The 19,630-nt window shown below is 64.3% G+C and carries 16 protein-coding genes; 7 read left to right on the forward strand and 9 right to left on the reverse strand.

Annotation, left to right across the window (positions count from 1 at the left end; all coding sequences use genetic code 11):
* The first annotated feature begins 104 nt into the window (after positions 1–104).
* The 4 genes from ACQY4Y_RS19715 (at position 105) to ACQY4Y_RS19730 (ending at position 5,814) form a co-directional block, all read left to right on the forward strand.
* On the forward strand, positions 105–611 hold the full coding sequence (locus ACQY4Y_RS19715) for an eCIS core domain-containing protein (protein ID WP_428492286.1): 507 nt from the start codon (positions 105–107) through the stop codon (positions 609–611).
* Positions 612–1,273: 662 nt separating this feature from the next.
* Positions 1,274–2,839: a Hint domain-containing protein gene (locus ACQY4Y_RS19720; protein WP_428492287.1), complete on the forward strand. Its 1,566-nt coding sequence runs from the start codon at positions 1,274–1,276 to the stop codon at positions 2,837–2,839.
* Positions 2,840–3,181: 342 nt separating this feature from the next.
* Positions 3,182–4,585, forward strand: a complete 1,404-nt coding sequence (locus tag ACQY4Y_RS19725; protein ID WP_428492288.1) for a diguanylate cyclase — start codon at positions 3,182–3,184, stop codon at positions 4,583–4,585.
* Positions 4,585–5,814 (forward strand): DUF2336 domain-containing protein, encoded by a 1,230-nt coding sequence (locus ACQY4Y_RS19730; RefSeq protein WP_428492289.1) that lies wholly within the window; start codon positions 4,585–4,587, stop codon positions 5,812–5,814. The genes ACQY4Y_RS19725 and ACQY4Y_RS19730 overlap by 1 nt, the downstream gene beginning before the upstream one ends.
* Positions 5,815–5,824: 10 nt before the next feature.
* Here ACQY4Y_RS19730 and argB read toward each other — a convergent pair whose 3' ends face one another.
* Entirely contained in the window at positions 5,825–6,784 is a 960-nt protein-coding gene (gene argB, locus ACQY4Y_RS19735; RefSeq protein WP_428492290.1) for an acetylglutamate kinase, read from the reverse strand.
* Between the two features lie 169 nt (positions 6,785–6,953).
* On the opposite strand from argB, the gene ACQY4Y_RS19740 reads away from it, so the two are divergent.
* Entirely contained in the window at positions 6,954–8,738 is a 1,785-nt protein-coding gene (locus ACQY4Y_RS19740) for a putative bifunctional diguanylate cyclase/phosphodiesterase (RefSeq protein WP_428492291.1), read from the forward strand.
* Between the two features lie 13 nt (positions 8,739–8,751).
* Entirely contained in the window at positions 8,752–9,219 is a 468-nt protein-coding gene (locus ACQY4Y_RS19745; RefSeq protein ID WP_428492292.1) for a BLUF domain-containing protein, read from the forward strand.
* A 91-nt stretch (positions 9,220–9,310) separates the two neighbouring features.
* Here the strand turns inward: ACQY4Y_RS19745 and hpaB are convergent, their stop codons facing one another.
* The 8 genes from hpaB to ACQY4Y_RS19785 all read right to left on the reverse strand — a co-directional run bounded on the left by hpaB (position 9,311) and on the right by ACQY4Y_RS19785 (position 17,628).
* Complete coding sequence (hpaB, locus tag ACQY4Y_RS19750) at positions 9,311–10,759, reverse strand: 4-hydroxyphenylacetate 3-monooxygenase, oxygenase component (RefSeq protein ID WP_428492293.1); 1,449 nt, start codon at positions 10,757–10,759, stop codon at positions 9,311–9,313.
* Between the two features lie 158 nt (positions 10,760–10,917).
* Entirely contained in the window at positions 10,918–13,020 is a 2,103-nt protein-coding gene (locus ACQY4Y_RS19755; RefSeq protein WP_428492294.1) for a hypothetical protein, read from the reverse strand.
* Between the two features lie 61 nt (positions 13,021–13,081).
* A complete protein-coding gene (yihA, locus tag ACQY4Y_RS19760; protein WP_428492295.1) occupies positions 13,082–13,786 on the reverse strand; it encodes a ribosome biogenesis GTP-binding protein YihA/YsxC in 705 nt (234 codons plus the stop codon).
* A complete protein-coding gene (yidC, locus tag ACQY4Y_RS19765) occupies positions 13,732–15,471 on the reverse strand; it encodes a membrane protein insertase YidC (RefSeq protein ID WP_428492296.1) in 1,740 nt (579 codons plus the stop codon). Before yidC ends, yihA begins: the two co-directional genes overlap by 55 nt.
* Positions 15,471–15,803, reverse strand: a complete 333-nt coding sequence (gene yidD / locus ACQY4Y_RS19770; RefSeq protein WP_428492297.1) for a membrane protein insertion efficiency factor YidD — start codon at positions 15,801–15,803, stop codon at positions 15,471–15,473. The genes yidC and yidD overlap by 1 nt, the downstream gene beginning before the upstream one ends.
* Entirely contained in the window at positions 15,800–16,162 is a 363-nt protein-coding gene (gene rnpA, locus ACQY4Y_RS19775) for a ribonuclease P protein component (protein WP_428492298.1), read from the reverse strand. Before rnpA ends, yidD begins: the two co-directional genes overlap by 4 nt.
* 24 nt (positions 16,163–16,186) lie before the next feature.
* Positions 16,187–16,321, reverse strand: a complete 135-nt coding sequence (gene rpmH / locus ACQY4Y_RS19780; RefSeq protein WP_160937070.1) for a 50S ribosomal protein L34 — start codon at positions 16,319–16,321, stop codon at positions 16,187–16,189.
* 224 nt (positions 16,322–16,545) lie between these two features.
* Entirely contained in the window at positions 16,546–17,628 is a 1,083-nt protein-coding gene (locus ACQY4Y_RS19785) for an LLM class flavin-dependent oxidoreductase (RefSeq protein WP_428492299.1), read from the reverse strand.
* 405 nt (positions 17,629–18,033) lie between these two features.
* Here ACQY4Y_RS19785 and ctaD point away from each other — a divergent pair, with 405 nt between their 5' ends.
* The gene (gene ctaD / locus ACQY4Y_RS19790; RefSeq protein WP_428492300.1) at positions 18,034–19,629 is read left to right on the forward strand and encodes a cytochrome c oxidase subunit I; all 1,596 of its coding nucleotides are present in this window, start codon (positions 18,034–18,036) and stop codon (positions 19,627–19,629) included.
* The last annotated feature ends 1 nt before the right edge of the window (position 19,630 follow it).

Raw genomic sequence — 19,630 nt, forward strand, 5'->3', positions numbered from 1 at the left:
AAATCTTCCTGATTCCGCCACAATTCCGGCAGGGTTTCGACGTCTTCATGTGGTGACATTTCCTCTATGTGCTCTGCCATCCGTTGCCGGCGCCGGGGCCTGTCATGTTAGCCGGTCTCGCCTGGATCCTGCCGGCGCGGGCCCAGCCGGCCATTGCCCCTGCTCTACTCGATTACGCCGCCGGTACGCTCGGGGGCCTGATCGGCGATGCACGCCAGCAGGCGATCGCCGATGGGGTACGGCCCATCCCGGCCGGGATTTACCGCGCGTTGCTGGGATATTTCCCCTCGGCGCTGCTGCGGACCTGCCGATTTTCCGCCGTGGGGTCGCACGCCTTGACCATGCCAGCGCTGGCGTTCTCCTACGGCGATGCCACAGCGATCACGTTGGGTGAGGTCATCTTGTTCAAGAACGAGCGTGCCGCCGAGAACGATTTGAAGGTGTGGGCGCATGAATTGACCCACGTAATGCAGTATCAGCGCTGGGGCATTGACGGGTTTGCCCAACACTACGTGCGCCACAGCAATGCGGTCGAGCAGGAGGCGATCGACAACGCCAAGCGGTTTGTGGCCTGGCTGCCGCGCCGGGGTCTGCCGCCGTCTTCGCGGTAAGATATCTCCAGGCCGGCGGCGGAAGCACCCGTCGGCCGAACGTGCCGAATCCGCCGGAAGGCCGTGAAGCGGGTGAAGCCGGCATCGAATTGACTCCAATGGCACAATGTTAATGTATCAAAACAAAAAATCGGAAATCGTTCAGGCTGCAACAACACCTCACGGTTGAGTATAACGTTATCAATACGAAACTCCGACGTCATCGGCAAGATCGTCAAATAAAAGCTACGCCATGCGTAAAAAATAGGGCTTTCGATCATGGACTGAAGGAAAATGAGTGTTTTGACACCAATGACTGACCAAAGAACGTTGAAAAACCAGCAACGAAAGTCAAATACCATTAGTCAAACGATGCACACATCAACCCCGTCAAGAGCCCCGGCTACGCTATTAATAATTAGTTGACTTCAAGTTGCGGCAGCTTAATAAGTTTTGCGAAGTTGCCGACAGGGACTTGAACTTATGAGCACTTTGATGATCGCGGACCCACCGAAGTCGACCGCTGCTCCGTCCGCGGTGAAGTTGGCCTTAAACTGTCCGCAACGGGCGAATGTTTCGTTTACGGCAACGATGACGCTGTCGGCTGGTGCCGGCAAGTTCGCCGGGTGAGCGCTGGTAGGTTCGTCGTCTAATTGGCCGAGTATTAACTCAGGGGGTACAGCATGGCCGAACTGATTATCAATGGGAATACGACCGTCGCCTCGGGCAGTTACAGTCCGGTATCGGTGACCGGCGGCGCCACCATCAGTGAGGCTTCAGGGCAGACGGTAACGTTCGATTCCGTTACTGAGAGCCCCGGGATAACCGGGGTGAACTTTGACGCCTCTGGGGGCAGTCTCCTGACCCTGGATGGCGTCATAGCCACCGCGCCGACCGCATTGAATATCGGCGACGGCGGCACCATCGAGCTCGGCAGCAATATCAGCGGTCATTCGGGGGTCATCGCATTCAGCCCCGGCGATACCAACTCGGTGCTGATCTTCGATCCCGGCGTGGCCAACAGCAGCCTGGATCCGATCACGCTGTTTGCCAGCGGCGATACGATCGACGTCTCGGCGCCGATTTCGTCGGTCAACTACAATCCCTCGCATGACCAGTTGACCGTCAACCTTGCCGACGGCAGCGCCGAAATACTCAATGTGGTCATTGCCCAGAACCAGAGTTTCAGCTTCGCCGGCAACGACATTATGGCGACCTGCTTCGCGGCCGGCAGCCGGATCGATACATCGACCGGACCCGTGGCGGTGGAAGATCTGAAACAAGGCGATACCGTGCTGCTCGCCACTGGCATGACGCGCCCGGTGAAATGGATCGGCTGGCGCCACCTCGAGGTGCGGCGTCATATCGATCCCGACTCGGTTCGCCCGATCCGGATCAAGGCCCATGCCGTCGCCGAAGGCGCACCGCGTCATGACCTGCTGGTCTCACCCGATCATGCGATCTTCATCGACGGCAAGCTGATACCCGCCCGACTGCTGCGCAACGGCACCACGATCGTCGAAGCGCACGAGGTCGAGACGGTGACATACTTCCATGTCGAACTCGATGCGCACGACGTGCTGCTGGCCGAGGGGCTGGCGACCGAAAGCTACCTCGATACCGGAAACCGAGCTTCGTTTCAGAACGCCGGACTGCCTTTGCTGATGCACGCGGACTTCGACGGACCGGGCGGCCAGGCCCGGCGTGAAGCCGCGTCGTGCGTTCCGCTGGTCTGCGACGCCGCGCGCGTGGAGCCGATCTGGCGATCGATCGCGCAGCGAGCCGAGGCACGCGGACTGATCGCGGCGTCGGTCGAGACGACAGACGACCCGGAACTTTGCCTCGTCGCCGGCGGCAAGCGGATCGCCCCGCTCAGTCGGATCGATGGGCGCTACACGTTCATGCTTCCCGCCACCACGGCAGACGTGCGGCTGTCCTCGCGGACCGCGAAACCGTCGGTCCTGCGGCCATGGATCGAAGATCGCCGTTCCTTGGGCGTAATGGTGCGCCAGGTGATGGTCAAAAGCGGCCAGCATCACGAGACGATCGCGATGGACGATCCCAGGCTGACCGACGGGTGGTGGGCGGCCGAAGGCGACTCCGTCGCGATCTGGCGCTGGACCGCGGGAGACGCCGTGTTGCCGATCAAGCCCGGGCAAGCCGTTATCGAGGTGCTGATCGGAGACACCCAACGCTATCCGATCGAGTCCGCCGACCATGCCGTTTCCTCGCTGCGGGATTGTGCCTGACAAACTACGAAACGATCCTCGGTTGCGATTTGGTCCGACTCTTTGTTTGTTGAGCGATTCACGTGCCTCGGGCGGACAGCGTGTCCTTCGGACGACGAACGTTCCGCCCAAGCCGCGATCGCGCTCTAGCCGGGTTGAGAACGATGTCCGCGCCGCGCCGGTCGCACTCGCATGTCGCTTGGCTGAACAGCCGGCCGGTATGTGAATCGGGTCGGTGAACGTCCGATCCGACCCGACACGCTGTCGGGTCTGTTCGGCTGACGGCACAAAATTCCCGCCGGCAACCTTTCGTTAATCATTTCATTGTTAGATCACGGCCTGCCTCTTCGGGGTGCGCCGTGCATGTCTGAAATGCTTCTCGATCCGCCGGCGACGGCCTCACCGCAGAAGGCCACGCACGACCCGGTACGCGACGCGCTGATGGAAAGCCGCCAGCGCTGGCAGCATCTGGTCAGTCTGGCGACCGATCTGGCGTTTGAAACCGATGCCCAGGGTCGCTTCGTGTTCCTCGCCCCCGACACCGTGCTGGGATGGCCGTCGAGTTCGCTGATTGGCCAATCCGCCGAACGCCTGATCGACGATGATGCAACGGTCGCCACAATCAACCCGTTCCGCCCATTAGTCGAAATCCGCCACCACCGTGCCTGGCTGTGCTGTGCCGACGGCAGACAAGCCCTGCTGACCCTCTCGGCGGTGCCGCTTTACGACGCCGCCGGTCAAGTCGTCGGCGCCCGCGGTGTCGGCGTCGACATGACCGACGCCGATGTCGGGTCGATGCAGATCGCCGGTCGGCTGCGGCGCGGGCAGGTGCTGCACTACATCCTGATGCAGGTGAAGCGAGAAACCGAAGTCGACGCCATGATGGACGCCGGTTTGGGGGCGCTGGTGCACGCATTGGGCGCCGAAGGCGCCGCGGCCATCGGTGCTGTCTGCGAGGGTTCCGAGATCGGCTTATTGCATGAGTGCGGCGCCGGCGCCGCCGATGTGCTGCAGGTTGCCTCCAACGTCGTTGCCAGCGGCGGTAGCAAGGCAAGCTGCGTCACCGCCCCCGATGGGCGCAGCGTGCTGGCGATCGGCTGCGATATCCGCTCCGATCTGCCGGCCGGGCTGGCGGTCTGGCGCGCCGCCGGGTCGTGTCCGTGGGATCAGGAGGATATCGCGCTGGCCGGAGCGGCGGTCTGCATCGTCCGCATGGTGCTGGAGCATGAGGCGCTGCAGCGGGAGATGACCCTGCAGGCGCGGACCGATCCGCTGACCGGACTGCTCAATCGCCGCGCCTTCCTCGAGGAAATGCGCCGCCAGATCGCCAGGCTGGATCGGCAGGCCGAGCCGGGAACACTGATGTTCGTCGACATGGACGCGTTCAAGCTGGTCAACGACCGCCTGGGCCACGGGGTCGGCGACGAGGTCCTGGTTCAACTGGCCGAGGTTCTGCGCAAGCTGGTGCGGCCGTTCGACCTGGTCACTCGGCTGGGCGGCGACGAATTCGCGGTGTGGTTGAGCGGTGCCGATCACATGACGGCGGCCGAACGCGCCGACTACCTGTGCAAGACTGCGCCGCAGGAGCTGCAGGCGCTGCTGCCCGAGGCGTTCCCCAAGCTGGGAGTCTCGGTCGGAATTGCCACCCGCCGGGCCGGCAGCCACGAGTCGATCGAGGAACTCACCCGCCGCGCCGATATGGCAATGTACGATGTAAAGCGCAGCGGCCGCCGCCACTGGCGCGTGTCGCTGCTGGAAGGCGACTGATGAGCGCGGATGAGGCCACCCGCGTCCGCCAGAGCGTCTCGGCCAGCACCAGTCCCGACGTGCTGCGGATGCTGGCCAACGACCCGTCGGTGACGGTAAGGGCGAGCCTGGCGTTGAATCCCGCGCTGCCGGCTTGTGTCAGCGCCATTCTGGCCGAGGATACCGACGCTCGGGTGCGCACCATCCTGAGCCGCAAGTTGTCGAAGTTGACCCCGAACCTGAGCGACGCCGACCGCCAGCGCGTGCAGCGCGACGCGGTTGCCAATCTGACGGCGATGGTAGCGGACGCGGCGCTGCGGGTACGGATCAGCCTCGCCGAGGCGGTCAAGGACCTGCCCGACGGACCCCGCGACATCGTCCTGCGGCTGGCGCACGACCCGGCGGTGATGGTGTGTGAGCCGGTGATTCGGTTCTCGCCGATGCTGACCGATGAAGATTTGGTGGCGCTGATCGCGACGCGACCGCCGGCTTCGACCGTGATGGCGGTGGCGCGACGCCCGGAGATCGCCGAGACGGTGTCCGATGCCATCGTCGACAGCGCCGATGTCGCCGCGATCGGCGCGCTGCTGGCCAATCCGACCGCGCAGATCCGCGAGGCCACCCTGGACTCGTTGGCGGCGCAGTCCGAGGAACAGACCGACTGGCAAGGGCCGCTGGTTCGCCGGCCGTATCTGTCGCAACGCGCCCAGCGCATGCTGGCCGAGATCGTGTCCGGCCATCTGCTGGAAACCCTGTCTGCCCGCGCCGACCTTGATCCAAAGATCGCCCAGTCGCTGCGTTCGGTGCTGAAACCGCCGCGGCCTCGGGCAACTTCGGAAATCGCGGCGGACGAAGCCCGGGCCTTGGTCCAGGCAAAGGTGCGGGACTTGCACGCGGCCCGCCGGGTCAATGATGAGACGATCCTGTCGGCGCTGGGCCGTAATGCAACCGCCGAGGTGGCGGCGATGCTCGCGGCCAGGGCCGAGGTCCCGGCCGCGGTGATCGATCGCGCCTGTGCCTTGCGCAGCGCGAAAGGAATCGTCAGCCTGGCGTGGAAAGCCGGACTGAAAGTGCAAACCGCGACCGTTCTGCAGGTGGCGCTGGCGCAACTGCCGCCGGACCAGGTGCTTCGGGCTACGGCGGACGGTGATTTCCCGTTGTCGGAAAGTGAGATGCACTGGCACCTGACGTTTCTCGACCTGCCGGAGCGCCGGCAGCAAGCCTGGAAGCCGCGCCGGCTCGCCGAGTAGCCGACGCAGACTAACGCTTGATCAGCGTGCCCGGCCCAGCCTCGGTAAACAGTTCCAGCAGACAGGCGTGCGGGACTCGGCCGTCCAGGATGACCGCGCCCTTGACGCCCTGGCGCACCGCTTCGACGCAATTCTCCACCTTCGGGATCATGCCCCCGGTGATCGTGCCGTCGGCAATCCGCTGCTCAACCTGGGCAAGGCTGAGCGAGGGGATCAGGTTTTTGTTCCGGTCAAGCACCCCGGCCACGTCGGTGAGCATCAGCAGACGTGTCGCATTCAGCGCCCCGGCCACCGCCGCCGCGACGGTGTCGGCATTGATGTTGTAGGTCTGTCCGTCGGCGCCGATACCGACCGGGGCGATTACCGGCACCAGCCCGCCACCGGTCAGCGCGTGGATCACCCGCGCATCGACCGCGACCGGTTCGCCGACGAAGCCCAGGTCCAGCACGCGCTCGATCCGGCTGTCCGGGTCCAGGGTGCTGCGTTGCAGCTTGCGAGCCCGGATCATCCCGCCGTCCTTGCCGCAGACGCCGACCGCGAGCGCGCCCGCCTGAGTGATCAGCCCGGCGACGTATTTGTTGACCGTGCCGGCGAGCACCATCTCCACCACTTCCACCATCGCCGCGTCGGTCACCCGCAGCCCGTCGATAAAGGTGGACTGGATGGCCAGTCGTTTCAACATCATGTTGATCTGCGGACCGCCGCCATGCACCACCACGGGATTGATGCCGACCTGCTTCAGCAGCGCGATATCGCTGCCGAACTGCTTCGCCAGGTGCTCCTCGCCCATCGCATGACCGCCGTATTTCACCACCACGGTCGCCCCGGCGTAGCGGCGCAGGAACGGCAGCGCCTTGGCAAGCACATGCGCCTGTTCCGTTGCCGCGGCGATATCGACCGCGGTGACCGCGGCGATGTGTCGTTCAGCCGATGCGGTGATCGCGCCGACTTCGGTGGGTGTTTCGCTCATCAAGCGGCTTTAGGGCGGCACGGCGTGATCGGTCAAGCGGACCAACCGGGCGCTGCGGGGGCGACAAATTCGCCCGCCGGGACAGTCGCGTTAACGGTTCGGTAAGGCTGGCGGGATAGCCTCCATCCAGGTCGCGGCCGTCGCGGCGTTGTTAAGCAGGAGTTGGTGGGTGCAAGAAGCTCAGGCAGGCCCGCCGCTGGACCGCGTCGCCGGCGGCAGGCCCGCGTTCAGGCCGAATCAGGGGCTTTCCGTCGCCCGAGCCAGGGCCGACCGCCGGCTGGCGGACAAGGTTCTCGGGCTGCTGCCGCTGGGTGTCGCGGTGATCGACGCCGAACTCCGGCTGTTGTTCTGGAATGAGCAGATTGCCGGGCTGTTCGGTGTGCCACCGCTGATGGCCGCGGGCATGCCGCCACTCGGCGAAATTCTGGCCGGCGTGCGCAACCTGACCGCTCGCCAGCGCGATGGCATCACCACATTCGCCGCGGCCCGCGTCATTGCCGGCGATCGCGCCGAACCGGAAAGCTGCTTGCGGATATCCCTGCGCCGCGACCATCGCCTGGTGATCCAGCTACGCCCGATCGGTTCGGGCCGCTGGATGCTGGTCATCGACGATGGCCGATTGGCGGTCACCGCCGGACCGAACGGAGCGGCCGATGGCGGTGTCGCCTGGCTCGATCCGTTGACCGGACTGCACAATCGCCGGCACTTCAACCAGGTGTTGCGGGATCTGGCCGAGACCGACTGCTCCGACGGTGGGCACCCCAATGGGCACACCGTGCTGACGATCGATCTCGATCGGTTCAAGGCGATCAACGACACGCTGGGACATCCGATCGGCGATGCGCTGCTGTGCCTGGCGGCCAAACGGCTGCGCCAGGAAATCCGCGCCGACGACCTGTTGGCGCGGCTGGGCGGGGACGAGTTTGTCATCCTGATCGCCAGCGACGAGCGCGCGGAACCGCTGGCGGCCCGCATGGTCGAGGTGCTGTCGCGTCCGTTTCTGGTCGAAGGCCACGTCGCCAATATCGGGGCCAGCATCGGCATCGCCGGGTTCGTAGCCGGTGAAGCATCGGCCGACGACCTGATGCGCTACGCCGAGTTGGCGCTGTATGACGCAAAATCCGCCGGCGGTGGCACCTGGCGGCTATTCGACCCGGCGATGGCAGCGCAGGCGCAGGCGCGGCGGGAACTGGAGACCGCCCTGCGCAAGGCGTTGACGATGGACGAATTGTCGCTGGTTTACCAGCCGCAATTGAACGTTAGCACCCAGCGGGTGACCGGTTTCGAGGCTTTGCTGCGTTGGTCGCATCCGACGCTCGGTCAAGTGTCGCCGTCCACATTCATCCCCGTGGCCGAGGAGATCGGTTGCATCGTCGCCTTGGGCGAATGGGTTCTCAAGACCGCCTGCCAGGAGGCGACAAGGTGGCCCGCCGCGATCTCGGTCGCGGTCAACGTCTCGCCACGCCAACTCGGAGATAGCGGGCGGTTGGCTGCCGCCGTGCGATCGGCATTGCATTCCTCCGGGTTGCCCCCGCAACGGCTGGAGTTGGAGATCACCGAGGGTGCGATGCTATCCACCGATCCCCATGTGCTGGAAACCCTGCACGGTTTGCGCGCCAGCGGCATCCGCATCGCAATGGATGATTTCGGCACCGGTTATTCGTCGCTCAGCCAGTTGAGATCGTTCCCGTTCGACAAGATCAAGATCGATCGCAGCTTCGTCGCCGCGCTGGGTTTCAACCGCGAGGCGGCGGCGATGATCCAGGCAATCGCCACGCTGGGTGCCGGTCTCGGCATGACGACGATTGCCGAGGGCGTGGAGACCGAGGATCAGGCGGCGCTGGTCGGGGCGCACGGCTGCACCGACATCCAAGGCTACCTGCTGAGCCGCCCGATCGCGGCCGCCGCGGTGGACGAATTCATCAGCCGTTACTCCGACACTGCGACAGAATGAGGGCGCCAAGGCGATGAAAAGCAGGACCGGATCGCTCTATCGATTGATCTACTGCAGCCGCAACGTTATCGATCAGGCCGGCTCAGCCGGTGCAGTGGAACAGGAAGTGCGCGCGATCCTCGAGGCTTCGCGTCGCAACAACGCGGTCGAGGCCATTACCGGGGCCCTGCTATTCACCGCTTCGGGCTTCGCCCAGGTGCTGGAGGGCCCGCGGGACGTGGTTGAGCGCACGTTCGAACGCATCAGCGGCGACCCTCGCCACGCCGACCTGACGGTACTGAGCTTCACCCCGACCGAACGGCGCAGCTTCCCGGATTGGTCGATGGGCTGCAGCGGGCAGGTATCAGCTTCGGTCGCCGACCCGCTGTTGCCGCTGCTGGCGGATACGCATTCCGCCGGCCCGCGGGCGACGACCGGCAGCGACGTGCTGCATCTGCTGGAGAAAGTGGTCCAGCGGGAGGATGAGTGGATTTCGGCGTAGCGTTGCGTCGCTGAAGACATTCCTCAAACTTTCAGGCCGCATCGGCGAATCTGCCGACCAGCCCGGCTACGACAATTACCCGCTCCCCCGATCAATCCCGTCCCAGGAAGTCTCGCACCCGATCCGTCACCTGCTGCTTCGGAAACATCGCCGCCAGTGCCCGCGCACGGGTCAACGGGTCGCTGGCGAAGAAGCGTTCATACAGCACCTGGCGGTTGCCGAACGAACTGCAGGCGATATCCCATGCCAGGTGGAACAGCTTCACCCGGTCCCGCGCGGTGGAATGATCGGTCGCCAGATACTGCTCGATGTGCCCCGCCAGCGGGCCGGCCATATCCGCCTCGGTGGGCAGGATCATCAGGCTGGACGACCCCAGAAGCTGCAAGATCTCCACCATCTTCGGATAGGCGGTCATGAACAGGTTGCGCGTCGTCTCGGCCGGCAGCGGGGCAGGGCACATGATGCCCCATTCGTCCAGCTCGGCATCCGCCTCGGCGGCGCGCATGCAGGCTCGCATCAGTTCTGCATACATCACCAGTTCGCCGATCCGCTCCTCGGCGTGCGGCAGATGTCCGTTCCCCAAAGTCTCGGTGATCAGCAACGCCACGCCCAGCACCAACTCGCATTTCGCCAGGTTCTTGGCACAGCCCTGGTGCGCGGTATGCGCCGAGGAATGGGTGATAGACGCGGTGCCGTTCAGCAGCCCGACATCGCCATTGATGAAAATCCGCTCCCACGGCACCACCACGTCGTCGAAGAATACGATGCTGTCCATTTCCTCGAAGCGCGACCCCAATGGATGATCGAAATGCGACTTTTCCTGGTCGAAGCTGTCGCGGCACAGAAAGCGCAGCCCTGGCGTGTCGCAGGGGATGGCGAAGTTCAACGCGAACGGGCTGTACTGCTCGAGGTGCTGCGCCACGCGCGGCGAATACACCGCGATCTCGTCAGCCAACGGGCCAAGCGTTGCCAATACCCGAGCGCCGCGCACGACGATGCCGGCCGAGGTCTCCTTCACCACCTGAAGCGCGGTGCCCTGCTGCAGGTTGAACATTCCGCTGACATTGCGGCTGCGCTGCAGGTTGATCAGCGCGTGCGTCAGCACAAGGTCATTCTCGGCGATATAACGATGATATCGGCGCATGTTTTCGGCGTATTCCGGCTTGGCGCGGCCGAAATAGTCTGCCGATCCGGCCCAGCAGGCGAAGGTCACGTTCATGAAGTCGGGTGAGCGGCCCATCATGCCGCAGGTCGTGCGCGCCCAATTCAGCATCATCACCCGCCGGCGTTCAAGATCCTCGCGCGTACGGGGGATGATGAACGACAACCCAATCCGATCGCCTGCCTCGGCGCAGTCAAAGGTCATTGCATCGCGCTGCGCGGGGTCCGATTGAAGGTCATACAGCGATGCGATCGCCCGCGCGCCGCCGGCCAGACCCGGATGGGTCGTGACATCGGTGACACGTTCGCCGCGCAGCCAGACCTCGGTCTGGCGGGCCCGCAGGCCAGCCAGATATTGCGCCCCTGTGCGTGCCGCCATGGCGTGTCTCCCGCGTGGTCATGCCCAGCAGGTCATGCCGAGGCAGTTATGCCGAATGGGTCAGGTATGCCGGATGGGTCAGGCCGACCACGTTCGTGTTGAGCGACTGTCCAGGGCCGACGCGGTTGGGTCAAGCGGGGGCGCCAGACCGGCTGCTTCTACCACGCCCCCAGCAGCGTGGCGCGAACGGTTTGCGCGGCGATGACAGCCATGATCGGGACCGTCTCCAGCGGCTGGTCCTCGACCAGGGCATGCGCCACCAGCACCATATCGCGCGCCCTGCCGCGCTGCCTGGCCTCACCTGATGCCTGCAGCCACAGCGCCATCATCAGGAACCGTTCGGCCCATTCGGTGCGCTTATCCGGCAGTATCTCGGTTATCACCGCAGCGGCCATCCCGGCCTGATCGGTGCGCGGCAGCTTCGCCAACGCCTGCTGCACAAGCGGTCCATCTTCGTACCAACTGGTGAACACGTCGTCCTCGGCCATCCACGTCACGCCGCTGGCGAACCCTTCGGCGATCCCCGCCGGCGAGCGATCGTGCGGGTCCAGCAGGTCGAACAGTCTGTCCGCCTCGGCCCTGATATCGAGCCGGCGATCCTTCCACTCGGTCCCGCCCAGCAACTCGGCCATGTCCAGCAGTAACGCCGGGGGAACGGCGTTGCGCTCGACCGCGGTGCCGATGCCGTGCTGCACCAGGGTGTCGACGAATGTCTTGTCAACCCGAACGTGCGGGGCCGACATCTGGGCCTCGCGCATCAGCTTGGCGATCTTGCCGCGCGACACGTCGGGGTCGGCCCAGGTGTCCACCACGCCGGTGCCGTGACGCACAAGTACACCGCCGAAAAATCCCTTCTTCCCGGCCCGGCTGGCCACCAGCAGGCTCTGTGCGCCCGACCCATCGATCGTCGAGGCATAGAATTCCAGATCGGGGATCGCGCTCGGCCACGCACCGGTCTCGACTCCGCCCAACCTGGCCTTGCGGACCATCGCATCGAGCGGCGGCCGATCGGCGGCCGGTATCCAGTTGCGCACGGCAATCGCCCGACGCAATGCATCCGGCGACATGGTGTCCGGCCGCGCGGTCTGTTCCAGTGCGGCGGAGGCGCCGTGTCGCACCTCGGCGTCCTCGTCCAGCAGCATGATCGGCACCGCGTCGCGCAGCACGGCATGCGGCGACAGCGCCAGTTCGGTGGCCATGAACTGACGCAGCATCGTCGGCAGCATCGCCCCGGCGGTCTGCAACGAATGGATCACCTCGAACGGCGAGGATACCATCTTGGAGAGTTCGTCCATGAACCCGCGCAACGTCTCCAGCATCTGTTCGGGCGGACCGCGATCCTCGTCGGGTTTGAATCCGGCATCGGCCAGCGCCGCCTGCAGCGGCTTGGAGACCGGCACGCGAGCCTGGGTCAGCGCGCTGCACATCTTGAACCAGTCATCCTGCGGTATCGCTGCTTGATCACCCAACGCGATCAACCGCTGGCCAAACGCCTCGAGCATGTCGTCGGCCCAGCTCCATCCGCGGTCCTGCCGGTAGCGCACGAATTCGAGCTGCGATGCCAGCATCGACTGGTAGGCAAGCACCAGGGCGTCGTCGCGCTTGGCGGCCGACGCCGCGCTGACCAACGCGTCGGTGACCACCGGCAAGGCCTGCGGCGTCTGCTCCAGCCAGGCACGGTCTTCCAGATTGACGTCGGCGTTTTTCGTGCGGGCGATGCGCTTGGCGATCGCCTTTACCCGGTTGCGGTCGAGCGCTGTCGCCGGTGGCGGTTCGGATGGGTCGTCACCGATCAGCGGCACATCGTCGTCGTCGTCGCCCAGGGCCGCCATCAGATCGGCGAACTCCTCATCGTCGATGCCGGCGTCATCGAGTTCCTCGATCAGCGCGTCAATCGCCGTCTCGATAATCTCGGGGTCACCGGTCCGGCTGACCCGTGTCTGCCTCAGTTCCTCGATCTCGAAACTCCAGGACCCATCCACCGTGGCGGTGAACGCTGGATGGGACATCGTCACACGGAACTGGGTCCAGGTTTTCAGCGCCTCGATCTGCAGCTCGCAGGCGCCGTCGGCAAGCTCGATGGTTTGCAGTTCCAGCACCGTGGTGCCGACCCCGTTGCGGCGACCCTCCGACAACTTTTGCTTGTAGAGCTGCTCGTTGTCGGGGTCGAAGAAGTAATCGCTCAGCAGCATTTCGGCGATATCGACCAGCGCCTCGGAGATCCTATCGGGATCAGGAGCAGGGGTGGAGCGTTTTGCCATGATGATGTCCCCTCGATTGCGCCGAACCGTCGGCTTCAAGCGTCGAGTGGCGTAGCCGCGCTCAATAGCCCACTAGCGACGCCAGTTCTGCCCTCAGCGCTTCGATGCCGTCGCCGGTTTCGCTGCTGGTGGTCAGTATGCGCGGGAAGGCCGCCGCATGCGAGCGGGCCAGCGCCTGGGTGGCATGGATTTTTGGTAACAGCGCGGCGGGCTTGACGCTGTCGATCTTGGTCAGAATCAGTTGGAACGTCACCGCGGCGCGGTCCAGCAGCTCCATCACGTCGTGGTCGGCTTGCTTGAACTCGATGCGGGCATCCATCAGCAGCATCACCCGGCGCAGCGTCGGCCGGCCGCGCAGATAGTCGAACATCATGCCCTGCCAGTCGGCCTTGACGTCCCTGGAGGCCCGCGCGTAGCCGTACCCCGGCATATCGACCAAGGTCAGCCTGCCGCCCAAGTCGAAGAAATTGAGCTGCCGCGTGCGCCCCGGTTCCGACGAGGTCCTGGCTAGCGAATTGCGTCCGGTCAGCGCGTTCAGCAGCGAGGATTTGCCGACATTCGAGCGGCCGGCGAAAGCGATCTCGGTGCCCGACGGCGGTGGCAACTGATCCAGCTTCTGGGCGCCGAAGAAGAACCGGCACTCGGCCGCGAACAGCAAGCGCCCGGTTTCCAGCGCCGCCGCTTCGGCCTGCTGGAGCGTCTGCTGGTCGATCAAGTTCGGGCCAGCGATGGCTTGGCCAGCCGGGTGCGGCGCTGGATCAGCCATTGCTGGGCCACCGACAGCGTGTTGTTCCAGCTCCAGTAGATGATCAGGCCGGCTGGGAACTTCGCCATCATGAAGGTGAAAATGATCGGCATGAACTGAAACAGCCTGGCCTGCATCGGATCCGGCGGCGGCGGGTTCATCTTCTGTTGGGCAAACATGGTGCAGCCCATGATCAGCGGCCAGGCGCCGATATGCAGCAGAGGCACGTAGGCGGCCGGGTTGAACGGTAGCAGACCAAACAGGTTGAAAACGTTGGTCGGATCGATCTGCGACAGGTCGTGGATCCAGCCGAAGAACGGCGCCTGGCGCATCTCGATGGTGACGAAGATCACTTTATACAGCGAGAAGAACACCGGGATTTGCACCACCATCGGCAGACAGCCGGACGCCGGATTGACCTTCTCCGCCCGATACAGGCCCATCATCTCCTGCTGCATCTTTTGCGGATCATCCTTCAACCGCTCGCGCAGAGCTGTCATCTTCGGCGCCAACAGTTTCATCTTGCTCATCGAGCGGTAGGAATAGTTCGCCAGCGGAAAGAAAAGCGCCTTGACGAACACGGTGAACACCATGATGGCCACGCCGAAATTGCCGATCAGGCTGTTCAGCCAGTCGATCGCGATGAAGATCGGGCGGGTCAGGAACCAGAACCATCCCCAATCGACCGCATAGTCGAAACGCGGAATGTGAAGGCCGACTTCGTAGTCGTGCAGGATCGAGAACACCTTGGCGCCGGCGAACACGTGGCTCACCGTCGTGACGTCGCCGTTGGCCGGCGCGGTCAACGGGTCGGTCGAGATGTAATCGACCTGATAATGGTTGCCGTGGTCCCCGATGTAGCGGAAATTGACTTTCGATGGCACGAGCTGGTCGGGAACCAGCGATGTCAGCCAGTATTTGTCGGTAATGCCGGCCCAACCGCCGTTGGTGGTGGAGTCGTAAGCGATGTCGTGGTTCTTTTCGCCCTCGGACTTGGTCTTGTCGTAGGAGGTTTCCTGCAAGGTTCCGCCCACCTCGCCGAGCAAGCCTTCAAACAGAACATAATAGCCGGCCACCTCGGGCTTGTAGTCGCGGCGGATACGCGACCAGGGAAACAGCTTCACCGGCTGTCCGGTGGCGTTCTTCACGGTCTGGTCAACCGTGAACATGTAGTTGTCGTCAATCGATAGAACGATCTGGAAGGTCAGCCCGGCGCCGTTGTCCCACGACAAGGTGACCGGCCTTCCTGGTGCCAGCATCCCCGACGACGCGGCCCAGACGGTGGTGTCGCCGGGCAGCTTGATGTTCGCGCCAGGGCCGCCCGTCCAGCCGTACTGGATGTAGTACGGATGGTTCTGCGACCGCGGTTCCAGCAGCCGCACCAGAGGCGAGTCCGGACTGATCGTCTCGCGGTAGTCCTTCAGCACCAGATCGTCCAGCTTGGCGCCCAGCAGATTGAGCGAACCCTGCACCCGCGGCGCATCGATCTTGACCCGGGGCACGTTGCTCGGTTCGGCGGCCGGGGCAGGCGGCACGACCGCGCCGGGGGCGCCTTGGGCCGGAGTCGCCGTCGGCTCCGTGGTCTGGGTGGTCTGGGCGATTCGCTGGGGCAGCGGCTTGCGCAGATGCGGCGCGATCAGCATCTGGAAACCCAGCAAAATCGCCAGCGATACCGCGATCGCCAGGAACAGCCGTCTCTGGTCCATTAAAGCCCCTTCCGGCAAAGCCCGTCTGGGCCGCGCCCGTTCTGGCCAACCGCCGTTTGGCAACGGCCCACGGTCGGGTCAACCCCGGGCACCGGATCGATGCCCCCTTCATGCCAGGGGTTGCAGCGCAGGATACGCCGTGCCGCCAGTGCCGTTCCGCGCGCCGCGCCGTGCATGCGCAATGCCTCCACGGCATATTCGCTGCAACTCGGCCAGAACCGGCAGTGCGATCCGATCACCGGGCGCAGCGTCCATTGATAGGTCCGAACCATCCCAATCGCGACAGCGGCCGCACCTGCCCGCAGCGCGGCGGCCTTGGCCGGCTGTGTCATGCTCCGGTCCGATCCAGGGCGCGTCTAATATCAGCCTGCAGGGTGGCGAAACTACGGTGGCGCGTGCTGGCGCGCCCGATCAGCACCAGGTCGACACCCGCGACCGGGCGTACGGCGAGCAACAGGCGGGCGGCCTCCTTCAGGCGCCGCCGAGTGCGATTGCGGACCACTGCGTTGCCGACCTTCTTGCTGACGGTGAAGCCCAGCCGGGCCGGGTCGGTATCCTGCCGGGTTCGCACTTGCAACACCACTCCGCCGATAGCGGCCTTGTTGCCCGACGCCGCCACCCGCAAGAACTCGGGGCGTCGCTTCAACCGGCCAGGCTTTGCCCCAGTTGGTGGCGGATGCTGGGCTGGCATGGCAGCACACCAGCACTTCGCGCGTCAGGCGGACAGTTTCTTGCGGCCCTTGGCGCGGCGGTTTGCCAGCACCTTGCGACCGCCCACCGTCTCCATCCGGGCGCGAAATCCATGCCGACGCTTGCGGACCAGCTTGGACGGTTGATAGGTGCGCTTCACGACTGCTCTCCGAGAACCTGTGGCCGCGCCGGCTGGGGGAACTCCCGCCAGTGTGGCCCTTTCATGCCCGCCAACGGGTGCGCCTGTTCAGGCGACCCGCGGGAGCGGCGGCTTATACGGATGCGCCAGCCACCCGTCAATTGTCGCCCGTGGAGGCTCGCCAAATCCAGCCTCATGGCACCACAGTGGACCCGACCTGACATGACGGAGCTGTAACGTGGGCGCTATAGCCGCGCCATCACCGTTCGCGCGAATGCCTCGGCCAGCCGCCATTTCGTTTCGTTGCCAACGGCAAACACCATCTCCTGCAAACCGTCGCGCTCCAGCGCGCGGATCTGTTCAATCAGTTCATCGGGGGTTCCCACCAGGCAGGTATCCCTGATCAGTTGCTCATCGATCAATTCCGCCTCGCCTGGATGCAGATCGGTGTAATGAAACTCGTGGGTGCGGAAATGCCGATGTTCGGGCGGGGTCTGCTCGACCAGGGCGCAATATGGCTTCCAGATGCGACGCAGGAAATCCGGCGGCTCGATTCCGGTCTCTTGAACCATGTCGTAGAAGTAATACACGCTCGCCATCACGTTCGGCCCGATCGAGCGCTTCAACCGGTCGGAGTCCGGTGCCTCCCCCGGCAGCAGCAGCGCCACGTTGGTCAGGGTGGCATTGCGGAACCCCCCGATATCGCGACCAGTCCTCGCGGCGCCCTGGCGGACATGGCCCAGCGCATCCTGGACCGCTACGCCGCGCGGCGGGATCGCGAACACCAGGCCATCCCCATACTCGCCGGCCAAAGCCATCGCGCGCGGACCAAAACCCGAGACATAGACCGGAATTTTCGGCTGCAGGTTGATGAACCGGGTGTCGTGGCGCAGCATTTTCACCGGCCGTGACCGGCCCTCGAAGGCGTAGTCCATGACCTTGCCATCGAGCAGGCCGGTCAGCACCCGCAGATAGTCCGCGAAGGCGGCGATTTTCATCGGCTTCTGGCCCATCGTCCGCATTGCGGTGTTGCCGGTGCCGATGCCCAGGAACACCCGCCCGGGGGCCATCCGGTTCAGCGTCGCCATCGCCGCCACGTGCACCGGCGGGATGCGGGTGCCGCAGATCGCGGTGCCGGGCCCGATGCGCAGCCGCTTGGTCGTCTGCGCCGCCAGGGTGCAGACCGCATAGACGTCGGAGTACATCATCTGGCTGTCGGCGACCCAGGCCGAATCGTAGTTCAGGTTTTCGATGAAACTGAAGAATCCGATCTCGTCGATATCGGACATGATGCAGAAGCCGAATTTCATCGTGCGTGGCCTATTCATGGCGCCGGTCCGCGGCCGGCCGATGTGGAGTCTGCCGGACACCGCTGGGCGCGGTCAATCCGCTGCTCACAAAGCCCTCTGCACGCGATGACTTGCCGCTCGGCCGCTCGGGCTCAGGTGGCGGCATTATGACCACTCCCATGGCGCCGCACCGATGGCGCCGCCGCGATCGCTCGCCGAGCGCGACCCGATCAACCCGGCTCGCCGCTCCGGCACCGCCGGCGCGAATTGTGCTGTTGCATCTCGATCCATCCCGCGCCACAACATGGCGGCTAAGAACGTTCTGGCTGCGCCGGCAATGCCTAAAACCAGCGGAAAGATGCGGGCAGCGGTGAATCCGGACTGTATGAACCCTTGGTCGCGACTAGGCTGTTTCCCCTAAGAACGCCCGCCGGAGAACAACGCGTGTCAGCTACTACCCACGACCACGAGCACGACGATCATCACGGCCACACCCCGGGCTTCGCAGAGCGCTGGCTGTTCAGTACCAACCACAAGGACATCGGCTCGCTTTACCTGATGTTCGCGGTCACCGCCGGCCTGGTCGGCGGCATCCTGTCGATGATCATGCGTGCACAGTTGATTCATCCGCACAACGACATCGTCACTTCCGGCCAGGAATGGAACACCATCGTCACCGCGCACGGACTGATCATGATCTTCTTCACGGTCATGCCGGCGCTGATCGGTGGCTTCGGCAACTGGTTCATTCCGCTGATGATCGGTGCCCCGGACATGGCGTTTCCGCGGCTGAACAACATCAGCTTCTGGCTGTTGCCGCCGGCGTTCGTGCTGATCATGATCGGCCTGTTCTTGGGCGAATCCGGCACCGGCTGGACGCTGTATCCACCGTTGTCGTTGTCTACCTACGAGACCGGCATCGGCATGGACTGCACGTTGTTCGCGCTGCACCTCGCCGGCATTTCGTCGCTGCTGGGGGCGATGAACTTTATCGTCACCATCTTCAACATGCGCGCCCCCGGCATGACGCTGCACAAGATGCCGCTGTTCATCTGGAGCGAACTGGTCACCGCCTTCCTGCTGGTGCTGGCGATCCCGGTGCTGGCCGGCGCCATCACCATGCTGATCTGCGACCGCAATTTCGGCACCGCGTTCTTCGACCCCACCGGCGGCGGCGACCCGGTACTGTTCCAGCACCTGTTCTGGTTCTTCGGCCACCCCGAGGTCTACATCATGATCCTGCCGGCGTTCGGGATCGTCAGCCACGTGGTCTCGACGTTCAGCCGGAAACCGATCTTCGGCTATCTCGGCATGGTTTACGCGATGATCGCCATCGGCGTGGTCGGCTTTGTGGTCTGGGCGCACCACATGTTCGTCTCCGGCATCGATGTCGATACACGTGCCTATTTCATGGCCGCCACGTTGATCATCGCGGTGCCGACCGGCATCAAGGTGTTCTCGTGGATCGCAACGATGTGGGGCGGTTCCATCGAGCTGAAGACCCCGATGCTGTGGGCGATCGGCTTCATCTTCGTGTTCACCATCGGCGGCGTGACCGGCGTGGTACTGGCTAACGCCGGCATCGATGAGGTGCTGCACAACACCTATTACGTCGTCGCCCACTTCCACTACGTGCTGTCGCTGGGCGCGGTGTTCGGCATCTTCGCCGGCTTCTACTTCTGGATCGGCAAGATCTCCGGCCACCAGTATCCGGAATTCTGGGGCAAGGTGCATTTCTGGCTCACCTTCATCGGCGTCAACCTGACCTTCTTCCCGCAGCACTTCCTCGGACTGGCCGGCATGCCGCGGCGTTACCCCGACTATCCGGCGGCGTTCGCCGGCTGGAATTTCGTGTCCTCGATCGGTGCCTTTATCAGCGGGCTGGCAACGGTCGTGTTCCTCTATGTCTGTTTCCGCACGTTCACGTCCAAGGAACACGTCGCCGACAACTACTGGGGCGAGGGTGCCACCACTCTGGAGTGGACCCAGACCTCGCCACCGGCACACCATACCTATCTTGAACTGCCGATGATCCGCTGAA

The sequence above is a fragment of the Rhodopila sp. genome (assembly GCF_965277165.1).
Taxonomy (GTDB): Bacteria; Pseudomonadota; Alphaproteobacteria; order Acetobacterales; family Acetobacteraceae; genus Rhodopila.